We start from the raw sequence: 14,986 nt of genomic DNA on the forward strand, positions 1-14,986 counted from the left end.
GGCGATTTTTCAGCTAACGATGATGTTGAATGTGATGGCCTCTTCGCGAGCAGGCTCGCTCCCACAGGGATTTGAGGTGCATCAGCTGTCTTCTTCTATATCCAGCAGCAGGTTTTCGAGGGCCTCACGGTATTCGCCCGGCTCCTTCCACATCCCCCGCTGCTGCGCTTCCAGCATCCGTTCGGTCATGTCACGCAAGGCGTGCGGATTGTGCTCGCGAACAAACTTACGCGTCGCCGGGTCGAGCAAATAAGCGTCGGCCAGCAACGCGTACTGGTGATCGTCAATCAACTGCGTCGTAGCATCGAAGGCAAACAGGTTATCGACCGTCGCTGCCAGTTCAAACGCGCCTTTGTAGCCGTGACGCTTTACCCCCTCGATCCACTTTGGATTGGCCGCCCGGGAGCGGATCACCCGATTCAGCTCTTCCTTCAAGGTACGGATCTTCGGCAAATCCGGCTGACTGTGATCGCCGTGGTAACTGGCCGCTGCTTCACCGCTGAGGCTTTCCACCGCAGCAAGCATGCCGCCCTGGAACTGGTAATAGTCGTTGGAATCGAGCAAGTCGTGTTCGCGGTTGTCCTGGTTTTGCAGCACCGCTTGCACCTGGCTCAGGCGCTGGGCGAATTGTTCGCGGGCGGCGGTGCCTTCGTCGGAACCGCCGTAAGCATAGCCGCCCCAATTCAGGTAAACCTCGGCCAGGTCATCACGGCTTTGCCACAGGCGCCCGTCGATGGCGCCCTGCACACCGGCGCCATAGGCACCGGGTTTGGCACCAAAAATTCGCCAGCCGGCCTGGCGATTTGCAGCGTCTTCATCCAGACCCGATTGCATCAGCGCTTCACGCTCGGCGCGCACTTTGGCGGCCAAGGGGTTGAGGTCGTCGGGTTCATCCAGCGCTGCGACCGCTTGCACCGCTGCGTCGAACAGACGGATCAGGTTGGCGAAGGCATCGCGGAAAAACCCGGAAACGCGCAAGGTCACGTCCACACGCGGACGGTCGAGCAGGCTCAGCGGCAGGATTTCGAAATCGTCGACCCGTTGACTGCCCGTTGCCCAGACCGGACGCACGCCCATCAGCGCCATGGCTTGGGCGATGTCGTCGCCGCCGGTGCGCATCGTTGCGGTGCCCCAGACGGACAGGCCGAGCTGGCGCAGGTGATCGCCGTGGTCTTGCAGGTGCCGTTCGAGGATCAGGTTGGCGGACTGGAAGCCGATGCGCCACGCGGTGGTGGTCGGCAGGTTGCGCACGTCCACCGAATAGAAGTTGCGCCCGGTGGGTAGCACGTCCAGACGACCGCGACTGGGTGCGCCGCTGGGGCCGGCGGGGACGAAGCGGCCGTTCAAGGCGTCGAGCAGGCCGCGCATTTCGGCTGGGCCGCAGGCGTCAAGGCGTGGGGCGACGACTTCGCGCAGGCTGTCGAGGATGGCATGCACCTCGGCCCAGCGTACCCCCTGTGGGAGGGTGCCTTTGTGGCGAGGGGGTTCTGGTTCGTTCAACAAAGTGTGGGTGATGAGTTGAGCGGCAAACAATTCCAGGCGTTCGCGGGCATCACCGGCGGTTCGCCAGACTTCGTCACTGACAGTTTGCAATTCCATCGGACGCGGACCGCTCCAGGGATCAGCAAGCGCGCAATCCAGCGGATCGAACCCCAACTCAAACGCCTTCGCCAACGCCCGCAGCAAACTCGATTGCGCGCCACGCCCATCGCCACGGGGAATCCGCAGCAACGCCAGCAAGGTGTCGATGCGCAATCGCCCTGTCGGTGATTCGCCAAAGATGTGCAGGCCATCGCGGATCTGCGATTCCTTCAAGTCGCACAAATACGTGTCCAGCCGCGGCAACCAGATCGCCGCATCAGCGTCGCTGTCGAGTTTTTCGTCCAGTTGCAGTTCGCGATCGATGTGCGTGTCACGCACCAGTTGCAGGATGTCGCGCTGCAATTCCCGGGCGCGGCGCGGATCGAGCAGTTGCGCTTCGTAATACTCGTCGGCCAGCAGCTCAAGGTTGCGCAGCGGCCCGTAGGTCTCAGCACGGGTCAGCGGCGGCATCAGGTGGTCGATGATCACCGCTTGGGTGCGGCGCTTGGCCTGTGCGCCCTCGCCCGGATCGTTGACGATAAACGGATAGATGTTCGGTAGCGGCCCGAGCAGCGCATCCGGCCAGCAGCTTTCCGAAAGCCCTACGCCTTTGCCCGGCAGCCATTCGAGGTTGCCGTGTTTGCCGACGTGGATCACGCCGTGGGCGCCGTAGGTGTTGCGCAGCCAGAAGTAGAACGCCAGATAGCCGTGAGGCGGCACCAGGTCCGGGTCGTGATAGACCGCACTCGGGTCCACCTGATAACCGCGTGCCGGTTGAATGCCGACGAAGGTCAGGCCGAAGCGCAGACCGGCAATCATCATCCGTTCGCCACGGTACATCGGGTCGTTTTCGGGTGGGCCCCAGCGTTCCAGCACGGCCTGACGATTGGCCTCGGGCAAGGCGTCGAACATGCGCTGGTATTCGTCCAGCGCGAGGCTTTGATGACACGGACGCTGGTCGAGGGTGTCGAGGTCGTTGCTGACGCCGCCGAGCAATTGCTGAATCAACGCGGTGCCGCTGCCCGGTAACTCGGCCGGCAACGGATAACCTTCGTGATGTAGCGCACGCAGGATGTTCAACGCAGCGGCCGGCGTGTCGAGGCCGACACCATTACCGATCCGCCCATCACGGGTCGGGTAGTTGGCAAGAATCAGGGCGATGCGCTTTTCGCGGTTCGGCACCCGCGCCAGATCAATCCAGCGTCGCGCCAGTTCGGCGACGAAGTCCATGCGTTCCGGTTGCGGTCGATAACACACCACGTCCGACTGACTGCGCTCGCTGCGCCACGCCAGGTCCTTGAAGCTGATCGGGCGGCTGATGATCCGGCCGTCCAATTCTGGCAACGCGATGTGCATTGCCAGGTCGCGCGGGCCGAGGCCCTGCTCGCTGGCGCGCCAGCCGGGTTCGTTGTCCTGGGCGCAAATCGCCTGGATCACCGGAATGTTGCGGCGAAACGGTCGCAAATGCGGCGCTTCGGGGCTGGACTGGGCGAAACCGGTGGTGTTCAAAATCACCCCCGCCTCGACTTCATCCAGCCAATCCTCGACCACCGTCAGGCAGCCGGGCTCTTTCAAACTGGCCACGGCAATCGGCAAAGGGTTTAACCCGGCCGCTTGCAAACGCTGGCAGAAAACATCAATGAAAGCGGTATTGGCCGCCTGCAAATGCGAGCGGTAAAACAGCACCGCTGCCACCGGTTGATCGGCTTGCCAGTCGGCTTGCCAATCGCTCAGTTCGGCGGGGCTTTTTTGTGGGTGGTAAATCGCTGTGCGCGGCAGGACTTGCGGCTCGGCCCAGGCGTAATCGCGGCCCAGCCAGCGAGTGGCGAGGCAACGGAAAAAGTCCAGGGCATTGCTCATGCCGCCCTGACGCAAAAACTGCCAGAGCCGATCACGGTCGCAGGCCTCGACGGTGCTGAGGTCGCTGAGTTCCGGGTCCGGACGATCATCGCCCGGCACCAGAATCAGCTGCACGCCACGCTCGGACAATTGCACCAGCCGCTCGACGCCATAACGCCAATAGGCGATACCGCCGTGCAGCGAGATCAGGATCACCTTGGCGTGGCGCAGCACTTCATCGACATACAAATCGACCGAGGCGTGATTCTGCACCTGCATCGGGTTGGCCAGGCGCACGCTCGGGTAGTCGTCGGGCAGTTGCTGCGCGGCTTCGGCGAGCAGCGCCAGGCTGGAATCGCCGCTGCACAGGATCACCAGCTCGGCGGGGGTTTGTCCAAGGTCGGCGATGTTGTCATCCGACACGAAACCGCCGGGCTGGGTCCTGAGCAGGTGCATGGCTTAAACGCTGAGCGCGGCGCGCAATTGCGCTTCGAGCTGCACGGCGTCCAGTTCCTGGCCGATCAACACCAGGCGCGTGGTCCGCGCTTCCTCGGCGCCCCACTGACGGTCGAAGTGCTTGTCAAAACGTGTGCCCACGCCCTGAATCAGCAAACGCATCGGCTTGTTCGGGATCGCGGCGAAACCTTTGACGCGCAGGATGCCGTGCTTGACCACCAGTTGCGTCAGGGCGTCCATGAGCAGGCTTTCGTCGGCTTGCGGCAGCTCGATGGAGATCGAGTCAAACGCGTCGTGGTCATGCTCATCGTGATGGCCGTCTTCACCTTCATGGTGATGATCGTGATGGCTGTGACGGCTGTCGATGTGTTCTTCGGAGCCAGCACCGAGGCCGATCAACACGTCCAGTGGCACGCGACCGCTGCTGGCTTCGATGACTTTCACCGCAGGCGGCAGTTCTTCGGCGACTTCAAGGCGCACGCGCGCCAGGTCTTCAGGGCTGATCAGGTCAGCCTTGTTGAGGATCACCAGGTCGGCGCTGGCCAGTTGGTCGGCAAACAGCTCGTGCAGCGGCGATTCGTGGTCCAGGTTCGGGTCGAGTTTGCGCTGGGCGTCGACTTGATCCGGGAACGCGGCGAAGGTGCCGGCGGCCACTGCCGGGCTGTCGACTACCGTGATCACTGCGTCAACGGTGCAGGCGCTGCGGATTTCCGGCCACTGGAAGGCCTGGACCAGCGGCTTTGGCAGGGCCAAGCCCGAAGTTTCGATGAGGATGTGATCGAGGTCGCCGCGACGGGCCACCAGTTCGCGCATCACCGGGAAGAATTCTTCCTGGACGGTGCAGCACAGGCAGCCGTTGGCCAGTTCGTAGACGCGACCGTTGGCTTCTTCTTCGGTGCAGCCGATGGAGCACTGCTTGAGGATTTCGCCGTCGATGCCCAGCTCGCCGAACTCGTTGACGATCACCGCAATGCGACGGCCTTGAGCGTTGTCGAGCATGTGCCGCAGCAAGGTGGTTTTGCCCGAGCCGAGGAAGCCGGTAACGATGGTGACGGGGAGTTTGGCCAGTGTTTTCATCGGATGCCCTTTGGCAAGGTGGCGGGCATACGGGACGACGACCGCTGCAACACACGCTGCGCGGAAGATTTCGCCACCGGATCACCCCGCCCGGTTGAAAGTCAGAATCTGTGTCGAGGCAGGTCTCCTGGCTGACGGCTGGCCAGTCGTTTGACTGGCGGTTTTTGCGCCTTCCCGCTCGCGCCATGGCTGGCGCATGCAGTGGCATGGCAGAAACTGAACCGTTCACAGTTGCGGGGGCAGCCGCGGCATTGACCGCGTTCCCTTCTTAGCTTCGGCAATCGCCGAAGAACCTCGAAAGCGCAAGGCTACGCATCGGGCTGGGGCGGGTCAATGTTCACATGACATTGGCGGCGCTCCCTTCGCGAGCAGGCTCGCTCCCACAGGTGACCGCGTTCCAATGTGGGAGCGAGCCTGCTCGCGATGAAGTCAACAAGGCTTCGAGTTGAGAACCCTTGCCAATTGACGCGAATCCCCCGGCCATGCTCTCCTACGCACTTTGTTACGGGTGCCCTTCACAGGGTGAAACGGGAAACCGGTGAATCATGTGCTTTACTCAAAGCCATGTCAGTCCGGTGCTGCCCCCGCAACGGTAAGCGAGCGAAGCATCAAATCCACTGTGCCAGCAGTTCGGCATGGGAAGGTGATGCTTGCAGGTCAAGGCGAAAGCCAGCGCCCCTCGTGAGCCCGGAGACCGGCCCGCAACACAAAGTGACCGTTACGATCACTGAACAACAAACCCGCGGTGGGCGGGCGCTGTTTGAACGTCTGCGTGCCCGACTCGCAGGGGTTTTCCATGCGCTCTATTCACCCGCTGACAGACCAGAGGGATGCGCCATGTCGATCATCAGCAGCACCGGCCACACAACGACCAGCACCACTTCCACCCTGACTCAACGCCTGACCGCCGCCATCTGCGCGTCGATCCTGGGCGCCAGCCTTGTGTATTTCGCCGGTTTCTCGCACATCGAAGCGGTGCACAACGCCGCGCACGATACCCGTCACAGCTCCGCGTTCCCGTGCCATTGAGAGCTGACGACATGATCAAGCGTATTGCGCAAACCGCAGGGTTCACCGGGCTACTGGCCGCCCTGCTGCTGACCCTGCTGCAAAGCTTCTGGGTCGCACCGCTGATTCTTCAAGCGGAAACCTACGAGAAATCCGAGCCGGCGGTGGTTCAACCCCATGAACACGCCGATGGCGCCATGGCCGCACACACCCACGACGCCGAAGCCTGGGAGCCGCAAGACGGCTGGCAGCGCGTGCTGTCGACCACTGGCGGCAATCTGGTGGTGGCCGTTGGTTTCGCCCTGATGCTCGCCGGTCTCTACACCCTGCGTGCCCCCAACAGCACCGCTCAAGGTCTGCTGTGGGGTCTGGCCGGTTATGCGACGTTTGTCCTCGCACCCACCTTGGGCCTGCCGCCTGAACTGCCGGGCACCGCTGCGGCGGACCTGGCGCAACGGCAGATCTGGTGGATCGGCACCGCGGCCTCCACCGCCGTCGGGATTGCGCTGATCGTGTTCAGCCGTCATTGGCTGATGAAAGTGCTGGGCGTGGCGATTCTGGCCGTTCCACACGTGATTGGCGCACCACAACCGGAAGTGCATTCGATGCTCGCGCCGCAAGCCCTGGAAGCTCAATTCAAAATCGCTTCGCAGTTGACCAACGTGGCGTTCTGGCTGGCCTTGGGCCTGATCAGTGCCTGGTTGTTCCGCCGCAAAAGCGATGGCCAATACCACGCATGACCGATGCCAGCACAGCGCCGACGCTAGTGGTCGGCCTGGGCTGCCAGCGCGGCTGCCCCGCCAGCACGTTGCGGGCACTGTTTGATCAGGCACTGCAGGCTCATCAAATCGGGCTTCACCAAATAAAGGCACTCGCCAGCATTGACCTGAAGCGCGACGAACCTGGCCTGATCGAACTCGCAGAACAACTCGCACTGCCGTTGATGTTCTTCAACAGCGAACAATTGGCCGGATATCAAGCCAGACTCAGCCATCGTTCCGACATCGCGTTCGAGCGCACCGGCTGCTATGGCGTAGCGGAAAGTGCCGCCCTGGCACTCGCCGAACAGCTGGCTCAGGCGCCGGTAAAACTGCTGATCCCCCGACAAAAATATGCGCAAGCGACCCTGGCATTGGCCGGCGCTGCGTAAAATCCCCGATAATCGCGCATTCGATCATGAGCAATCTTCATCTGAAGCGTTGCCCAGCCTCTTTTTTCACAGGAAACGACGATGACCGTCTACTTCATTGGCGCAGGTCCCGGCGACCCGGAACTGATCACGGTCAAAGGCCAACGGCTGATTCGCAGCTGCCCGGTGATCATCTATGCCGGCTCCCTCGTGCCGGCAGCCGTGCTGGAAGGCCATCGCGCCGAACAGGTGGTCAACAGCGCCGAATTGCACCTGGAACAGATCATTGATCTGATCAAAACCGCCCACGCCAACGGCCAGGACGTGGCGCGAGTGCACTCCGGAGATCCGAGTCTGTATGGCGCGATTGGCGAGCAGATTCGCTACCTGCGTGAACTCGACATTGCGTTTGAAATCATTCCGGGTGTGACGGCGACGGCGGCGTGTGCAGCGCTTTTAGGGGCTGAGCTGACCTTGCCGGACATTTCACAGAGCGTGATTTTGACCCGCTACGCCGACAAGACCGCCATGCCTGCAGGCGAAGAATTGGGTAGCCTGGCGCAGCATGGGGCGACCATGGCGATTCATTTGGGTGTGAATCATCTGGAGAAAATCCTCGTTGAGCTGCTGCCGCATTACGGCGCGGACTGTCCGATTGCGGTGATCCACCGGGCGACATGGCCCGATCAGGATTGGGTGGTGGGGACACTTGAGGATATTGCCGGAAAGGTTGCGGCCAAGGGGTTTCGGCGCACGGCGTTGATTCTGGTGGGACGGGTGTTGGGGAGTGATCAATTCAGCGAGTCGTCGCTGTATCGCGCTGGGCATGCGCATCTCTATCGCCAATAGGGCCTCTTCGCGAGCAGGCTCGCTCCCACAGGGGGATGCGGGTGTGTTCAAAATCCGGGGACGCCACTGAACCAATGTGGGAGCGAGCCTGCTCGCGAAAGGGCCAGTGAGTTTCACCCATAAAAAAACGGCACTCACGGGTGCCGTTTTTTCATGTCGCAGCGAACACCTTAGTAGTAGGCGTTTTCTTTCTGCGTGTGGTCAGTCACGTCACGAACACCCTTGAGTTCGGGAATACGCTCAAGCAACGTGCGCTCGATGCCTTCCTTCAGGGTCACGTCTGCCTGGCCGCAGCCCTGGCAACCGCCACCGAACTTCAGCACGGCGATGCCGTCTTCGACCACATCGATCAGGCTGACCTGACCGCCGTGGCTCGCCAGCCCCGGGTTGATCTCGGTTTGCAGGTAGTAATTGATGCGCTCGTTGACCGGGCTGTCGGCGTTGACCATCGGTACTTTGGCGTTTGGCGCCTTGATGGTCAGCTGGCCGCCCATGCGGTCGGTGGCGTAGTCGACTACCGCGTCGTCCAGGAAGGCTTCGCTGAAGTGATCGATATAAGCGGTGAAGCTTTTGAGCCCCAACGCCGTGTCTTCAGGTTTTTCTTCGCCCGGCTTGCAGTAGGCAATGCAGGTTTCGGCGTACTGGGTGCCAGGCTGGGTGATAAAGACGCGGATGCCGATACCCGGGGTGTTCTGCTTGGAGAGCAGGTCAGCCAGGTAATCGTGGGCGGCGTCGGTAATGGTTATAGCGGTCATGGAAACTCCTCGCAGGCTTGGGCGCAGTTTACGCCAATCAACGCGCCGCACAAAGTCCTAGTATTTTTGTCGGGAAAGATTCCGACAATCCCCTGATCCCCTGTGGGAGCGAGATCGCGGTGAGTCAGAGGTTTTCGTAGCGATTCATGTCCAGCACGCCCTCTTCCACCGGGTCGGTCTCGTGGACGTAGCGGCTGAGGTCGTGGAAATACAACCAGAATTGCGGATGACTGCGACGAATTCCCCAGCGTTCGACGATTTTCTCAAAGCTGTCGGTGTCCCTGGCGTTTTCCATCGCATCAACGAAGGCCGGCACTTGGTCGGCCAGGATGTTGAACATGAAATTCGGGTAACTGCTGAGTACGCCCGGGAAAATCGTCAGCGTGTCGAGCCCCGGCTGGTAGCGCAGCGACTCACCCAGCAGGAACGCCACGTTGCTGTGCGCGCGGTTGCGCAGCAGGCTGTAGACCTCGCGTTTGCCGCTCGTCGTTTCGATGCGCAACATCGTCGCTTCCGGCAACTGGTCGATGACCTTCAAGCCAGCCGCCGGCCGCGATGTCAGGCTGCTCAGGGCCTGTTCGGCATTCTGCAAGTCAGGATCGATGTTCGGTCGCGAGCAATACGCGCCGTTGCAGCGGTTGATCGGATCGGGCTTGGCATTCAGATCGCCGTAACGGGCCAGCAACTGCAGGGCGAAGTCGCGCTTGGGGTCTTTCTCGTCGAGTTTCAGCGCAGTCGGTGTGTCGTCGTCGATGGCCTCGTAATCCAGCCACATCTTGAATTTGCCGCTGTTCTGGTACCAATCGTCGAGGTAGCCATCCCGGGAATCGGCCGGCATCAGGCGCAGGAAGTTCTGCTCGGCGCCATTACGGATCAGGTCGAAGTACAGACGGGTCTGGGCCTGATGGGAGACGTTGCCGAACACATCAAAATTGACCGCCAGTTGGTAATAGGTGCGCTCCAGCAACGGGAAGTCGAACAGCCACATGGTTTGCGGCACATCGCCGATCAGGCCCTTGTTCACCGATGCACTGTCGAAGTGGCGGAAGATGCTCAGCAGCGCGTTGTCATTCCCCGCCCACAAGGTCGACCAACTCGGCGCCGGAGCTTCTGCGTAGCTGTCCCGGCGCAGCGCTTCGTACTCGTTACGTTTGTCGCGGTAGTCATGCCACAGGCTCAAGACGCTGCCGACGTCATCGTTCTGCCCTGGCATGGCCAGCAACGGCGTGGCCTGGCCGCGGTAGTTCGGGTCGATGATATAGAGGTCGTGTTCCGGGGCCTGGAACAGCGCCCAGAAGTTGTCGCGGATCACGTCCGTGGCAATCTGGCCACGGCAGACCGGGCCACGAATAAAGGTGCGCACAAAGTATTCGGCGTTATCCAGCATGAACTGGTAGCGCGCCTGCGCCGGGATCGCCTCGAACGTAGCGAACGGATTGGCCCGTCGTTCCGGCCCGTAGCCCGGCAAGGCGTTGACCTGCCAGTTACCGCTATAGAACAGGCTTTTGATCCGCGCCATCTTCGCCGCACTCAGCGGATAGGTGATGTGGGTTTTCTGCACAATCACCCCCTGCACCGGCCACAAGCGGTAATACACCTGGGTGCCTGGATCGTCGTTCGGACGGCGGGTGTTGATCAGGTCAATCGGCTGGCCGGTGGGCGTACGCGAGCGTACCCATTGGAAAAAGTGCTCCGGCTCGCCGTCCTTGAAGTAGATGTGAGCCAGAAACCAGTGCTCAAACAACCAGCGCGCCACCAGGCTTTGCCGGGAGCCGGGCGCGTTGAGCAGGTTTTCCCATTGCACCACCTCCAGCGCTTCTGTCGCGCTCGGCATCAGCGCCTGTTCATCGATCGGCGCACCCGACGCCAACCAGCGTTGCAGCGTCTGGTATTGCTGATCGGTCAGGCCCGTGACCGCCAGCGGCATGCCCTCTTTGGGATGTGAACTGGCATAGCCGTCGAACTCCGCCGGCATGGCGCACATGTTTTCCCGGTTCAGACCGAGAACAATGTCTTCCGGCAATTTGGCATTGGGTTGCAACGGGGTTTTGTGGCCCAGCTCAAGCATCCGTGCCATCAGCGCAGCTTGGCTGCCTTGGGCGTCGAGCACCGGAAAGAAGCCCTTCTGTTGCCAGGCGTGCTTGCCGAACGCGTCGTAAAACAACCGGGTTGGAGCGGCGGCGGTACTGCGGTCGCCGTCGTAGACCGGGACTTTCGTCGCGCCACGCGCGGCGCCTTCGCCACTGCCCAGATTGAGCTGACAGGCGGCGTCGTTGCACGCATGGCAGGCGACGCACTTTTCGGTAAAGATCGGTTGAATGTCGCGGCTGTAGGAAATCGCAGAGGAAATGGCCGGACCTTGCGCAGCGGCGCCCCAGCTTAAAAGCAGCATGAAAATGCTGGTGATGACGCGATACGACATATCCCTGGTCCCAATCATGAAAAATCGCCGCGATTCTACCGGTCAGGCACCCCCACCAACATGAACGATATTCATGCAAAACCGGGTGATGCTCTAAAAGCGCACAGGTTTGCTATGATCCCGCCCCTTCGTCATGGTCTTTCCGAGTAGTCCAAATGTCCGATCGCAGTGTTCGCCTTCAAGCTCTCAAGCACGCCCTCAAAGAGCGCATCCTGATTCTCGATGGCGGCATGGGCACGATGATCCAGAGCTACAAGCTCGAAGAGCAGGATTACCGTGGCAAACGTTTTGCTGACTGGCCAAGCGATGTCAAAGGCAACAACGACCTGTTGGTGCTGACTCGCCCGGATGTGATTGGTGGTATCGAGAAAGCCTACCTGGATGCCGGCGCCGATATTCTGGAAACCAACACGTTCAACGCCACCCAGATTTCCCTGGCCGACTACGGCATGCAGGGCCTGGCGTATGAGTTAAACGTAGAAGGCGCACGCCTGGCCCGCAAGGTCGCCGACGCCAAGACCCTGGAAACCCCGGACAAGCCGCGCTTCGTCGCCGGTGTACTGGGCCCGACCAGCCGTACCTGTTCGTTGTCCCCGGACGTGAACAACCCCGGCTACCGCAACGTGACCTTTGATGAGCTGGTGGAAAACTACACCGAATCCACCAAGGGCCTGATCGAAGGCGGCGCCGACCTGATCCTGATCGAAACCATCTTCGACACCCTCAACGCCAAAGCGGCGATCTTCGCCGTGCAAGGCGTGTTCGAAGAACTGGGCATCGAGCTGCCGATCATGATCTCCGGCACCATCACCGATGCCTCCGGCCGTACCCTCTCCGGCCAGACCACCGAAGCGTTCTGGAACTCCGTGGCCCACGCCAAGCCAATCTCGGTCGGCCTGAACTGCGCCCTCGGCGCCAGCGAACTGCGTCCGTACCTGGAAGAGCTGTCGAACAAGGCCGGCACCCATGTGTCTGCGCACCCGAACGCCGGTCTGCCGAACGAATTCGGTGAGTACGACGAACTGCCGGTGGACACCGCCAAGGTCATCGAAGAATTCGCTCAAAGCGGATTCCTGAACATTGTCGGCGGCTGCTGCGGCACCACCCCGGGCCACATCGAAGCCATCGCCAAAGCCGTGGCCGGTTACGCGCCGCGTCAAATCCCGGAAATCCCCAAGGCCTGCCGTCTGTCGGGCCTGGAACCGTTCACCATTGATCGCAGTTCGTTGTTCGTCAACGTCGGCGAACGGACCAACATCACCGGTTCGGCCAAATTCGCCCGCCTGATCCGCGAAGACAACTACACCGAAGCCCTGGAAGTCGCCCTGCAGCAGGTCGAAGCCGGCGCACAGGTGATCGACATCAACATGGACGAAGGGATGCTCGATTCGAAGAAGGCCATGGTGACCTTCCTCAATCTGATTGCCGGCGAGCCGGACATCTCCCGCGTCCCGATCATGATCGACTCCTCGAAGTGGGAAGTGATCGAAGCCGGCCTGAAATGCATCCAGGGCAAGGGCATCGTCAACTCGATCAGCATGAAAGAAGGCGTCGAGCAGTTCATTCACCACGCCAAACTGTGCAAGCGCTATGGCGCTGCGGTGGTCGTGATGGCCTTCGACGAAGCCGGCCAGGCCGACACCGAAGCGCGCAAGAAAGAAATCTGCAAACGCTCCTACGACATCCTGGTCAACGAAGTCGGCTTCCCGCCGGAAGACATCATCTTCGACCCGAACATCTTCGCCGTGGCTACCGGTATTGAAGAACACAACAACTACGCTGTGGACTTCATCAATGCCTGCGCCTACATCCGCGACGAGCTGCCGTATGCGCTGACCTCGGGCGGCGTGTCCAACGTGTCGTTCTCGTTCCGGGGCAACAACCCGGTGCGTGAGGCGATTCACTCGGTGTTCCTGCTGTATGCGATCCGCAACGGCCTGACCATGGGCATCGTCAACGCCGGCCAGCTGGAAATCTACGACCAGATCCCGCAGGAGCTGCGCGACGCCGTCGAAGACGTGGTGCTCAACCGCACCCCGCACGGCACTGACGCCCTCCTCGCCATTGCCGACAAGTACAAGGGCGACGGCAGCGTCAAGGAAGCCGAGACCGAAGAATGGCGCGGCTGGCCGGTCAACAAGCGTCTGGAGCATGCGCTGGTCAAGGGCATCACCACGCACATTGTTGAAGACACCGAAGAATCGCGTCAGTCGTTCGCCCGTCCGATCGAAGTCATCGAAGGCCCGCTGATGTCCGGCATGAACATCGTCGGCGACCTGTTTGGCGCCGGCAAAATGTTCCTGCCGCAGGTGGTGAAATCCGCCCGCGTAATGAAGCAGGCCGTGGCCCACTTGATCCCGTTCATCGAACTGGAAAAAGGCGACAAACCGGAAGCCAAGGGCAAGATCCTGATGGCGACGGTAAAAGGCGACGTGCACGACATCGGCAAGAACATCGTCGGCGTGGTGTTGGGCTGTAACGGCTACGACATCGTCGACCTCGGCGTGATGGTCCCGGCAGAAAAAATCCTGCAAGTGGCCAAGGAGCAGAAGTGCGACATCATCGGCCTGTCCGGCCTGATCACGCCTTCGCTGGACGAAATGGTCCACGTCGCCCGTGAGATGCAGCGCCAGGACTTCCACCTGCCGCTGATGATCGGTGGCGCAACCACCTCCAAAGCGCACACGGCAGTGAAGATCGAGCCGAAGTACAGCAACGACGCGGTGATCTACGTGACGGACGCCTCCCGCGCCGTGGGCGTGGCGACACAGTTGCTGTCCAAAGAACTGAAACCGGCGTTTGTCGAGAAGACCCGCCTGGAATACATCGACGTTCGCGAACGCACCGCCAACCGCAGCGCGCGCACCGAACGCCTGAGCTATCCGGCCGCCATTGCCAAGAAGCCGCAGTTCGACTGGAGCACTTACGCGCCGGTCAAACCGACGTTCACCGGCTCCAAGGTGCTGGACAACATCGACCTCAAGGTGCTGGCCGAGTACATCGACTGGACGCCGTTCTTTATCTCCTGGGACCTGGCCGGCAAATTCCCGCGCATCCTCACGGACGAAGTGGTCGGCGAAGCCGCAACCTCGCTGTACGCCGATGCCCAGGAAATGCTCGCCAAGCTGATCGACGAGAAGCTGATCAGTGCCCGTGCGGTGTTCGGCTTCTGGCCGGCCAACCAGGTGCGCGACGATGACATCGAAGTCTACGGCGATGACGGCAAGCCGATTGCCAAGCTGCATCACCTGCGCCAGCAGATCATCAAGACCGATGGCAAGCCGAACTTCTCCCTGGCCGACTTCGTCGCGCCCAAAGACAGCGAAGTCACCGACTACGTTGGGGGTTTCATCACCACCGCCGGTATTGGCGCCGAGGAAGTGGCCAAGGCTTATCAGGACGCTGGCGACGATTACAACTCGATCATGGTCAAGGCATTGGCCGACCGACTGGCGGAAGCGTGCGCCGAATGGCTGCACCAGCAAGTGCGTAAAGACTACTGGGGTTACGCCAAGGACGAGACGCTCGACAACGAGGCGCTGATCAAAGAGCAATACACCGGCATCCGCCCTGCTCCGGGCTACCCGGCGTGCCCGGATCACACCGAGAAATCCACGCTGTTCAAACTGCTGGACCCGGAAGCTGAAGAGCTCAAGGCCGGCCGCAGCGGCGTGTTCCTCACCGAGCACTACGCAATGTTCCCGGCGGCTGCGGTCAGCGGCTGGTATTTCGCTCACCCGCAGGCGCAGTATTTTGCCGTGGGCAAGATCGACAAGGACCAGGTGCAGAGCTACACCTCGCGCAAAGGCCAGGAGTTGAGCGTGACCGAACGCTGGTTGGCGCCCAACCTTGGGTATGACAACTGATTCG

9 protein-coding genes and 2 riboswitches are annotated in these 14,986 nt (G+C 61.3%); of the genes, 5 read left to right on the plus strand and 4 right to left on the minus strand.

Annotation, left to right across the window (positions count from 1 at the left end; translation table 11 throughout):
* Nucleotides 1-81 precede the first annotated feature (81 nt).
* Both cobN and cobW read right to left on the minus strand, forming a co-directional pair.
* Nucleotides 82-3,876: a cobaltochelatase subunit CobN gene (gene cobN / locus AC07N8_RS01275; RefSeq protein ID WP_493141958.1), complete on the minus strand. Its 3,795-nt coding sequence runs from the start codon at nt 3,874-3,876 to the stop codon at nt 82-84.
* Nucleotides 3,877-3,879: 3 nt separating this feature from the next.
* Nucleotides 3,880-4,953 carry a cobalamin biosynthesis protein CobW gene (cobW, locus tag AC07N8_RS01280; RefSeq protein ID WP_483842405.1) on the minus strand — a complete coding sequence of 358 codons (1,074 nt, stop codon included), beginning with the start codon at nt 4,951-4,953 and terminating at the stop codon, nt 3,880-3,882.
* Between the two features lie 100 nt (nt 4,954-5,053).
* Nucleotides 5,054-5,265: riboswitch (cobalamin riboswitch) on the minus strand.
* A 177-nt stretch (nt 5,266-5,442) separates the two neighbouring features.
* Nucleotides 5,443-5,670: riboswitch (cobalamin riboswitch) on the plus strand.
* 120 nt (nt 5,671-5,790) lie between these two features.
* On the opposite strand from cobW, the gene AC07N8_RS01285 reads away from it, so the two are divergent.
* From AC07N8_RS01285 to cobM, 4 genes are all read left to right on the plus strand, one after another.
* Nucleotides 5,791-5,982, plus strand: a complete 192-nt coding sequence (locus AC07N8_RS01285) for a CbtB domain-containing protein (RefSeq protein ID WP_483842406.1) — start codon at nt 5,791-5,793, stop codon at nt 5,980-5,982.
* A gap of 11 nt (nt 5,983-5,993) precedes the next feature.
* Nucleotides 5,994-6,701, plus strand: a complete 708-nt coding sequence (locus AC07N8_RS01290) for a CbtA family protein (RefSeq protein ID WP_483842407.1) — start codon at nt 5,994-5,996, stop codon at nt 6,699-6,701.
* A complete protein-coding gene (locus AC07N8_RS01295) occupies nt 6,698-7,111 on the plus strand; it encodes a cobalamin biosynthesis protein (protein WP_483842408.1) in 414 nt (137 codons plus the stop codon). Before AC07N8_RS01290 ends, AC07N8_RS01295 begins: the two co-directional genes overlap by 4 nt.
* 81 nt (nt 7,112-7,192) lie before the next feature.
* Nucleotides 7,193-7,939 (plus strand): precorrin-4 C(11)-methyltransferase, encoded by a 747-nt coding sequence (cobM, locus tag AC07N8_RS01300; protein WP_483842409.1) that lies wholly within the window; start codon nt 7,193-7,195, stop codon nt 7,937-7,939.
* Nucleotides 7,940-8,109: 170 nt separating this feature from the next.
* Here the strand turns inward: cobM and nfuA are convergent, their stop codons facing one another.
* Both nfuA and AC07N8_RS01310 read right to left on the minus strand, forming a co-directional pair.
* Nucleotides 8,110-8,694 carry a Fe-S biogenesis protein NfuA gene (gene nfuA / locus AC07N8_RS01305; RefSeq protein WP_007941757.1) on the minus strand — a complete coding sequence of 195 codons (585 nt, stop codon included), beginning with the start codon at nt 8,692-8,694 and terminating at the stop codon, nt 8,110-8,112.
* A gap of 124 nt (nt 8,695-8,818) precedes the next feature.
* The gene (locus AC07N8_RS01310) at nt 8,819-11,116 is read right to left on the minus strand and encodes a fatty acid cis/trans isomerase (RefSeq protein ID WP_493141961.1); all 2,298 of its coding nucleotides are present in this window, start codon (nt 11,114-11,116) and stop codon (nt 8,819-8,821) included.
* 155 nt (nt 11,117-11,271) lie between these two features.
* Between AC07N8_RS01310 and metH the strand changes: the two genes are divergently transcribed.
* Entirely contained in the window at nt 11,272-14,982 is a 3,711-nt protein-coding gene (gene metH, locus AC07N8_RS01315; protein WP_493141963.1) for a methionine synthase, read from the plus strand.
* Nucleotides 14,983-14,986 lie beyond the last annotated feature (4 nt).

The sequence above is a fragment of the Pseudomonas sp. GW821-FHT10C09 genome, from assembly GCF_059415465.1.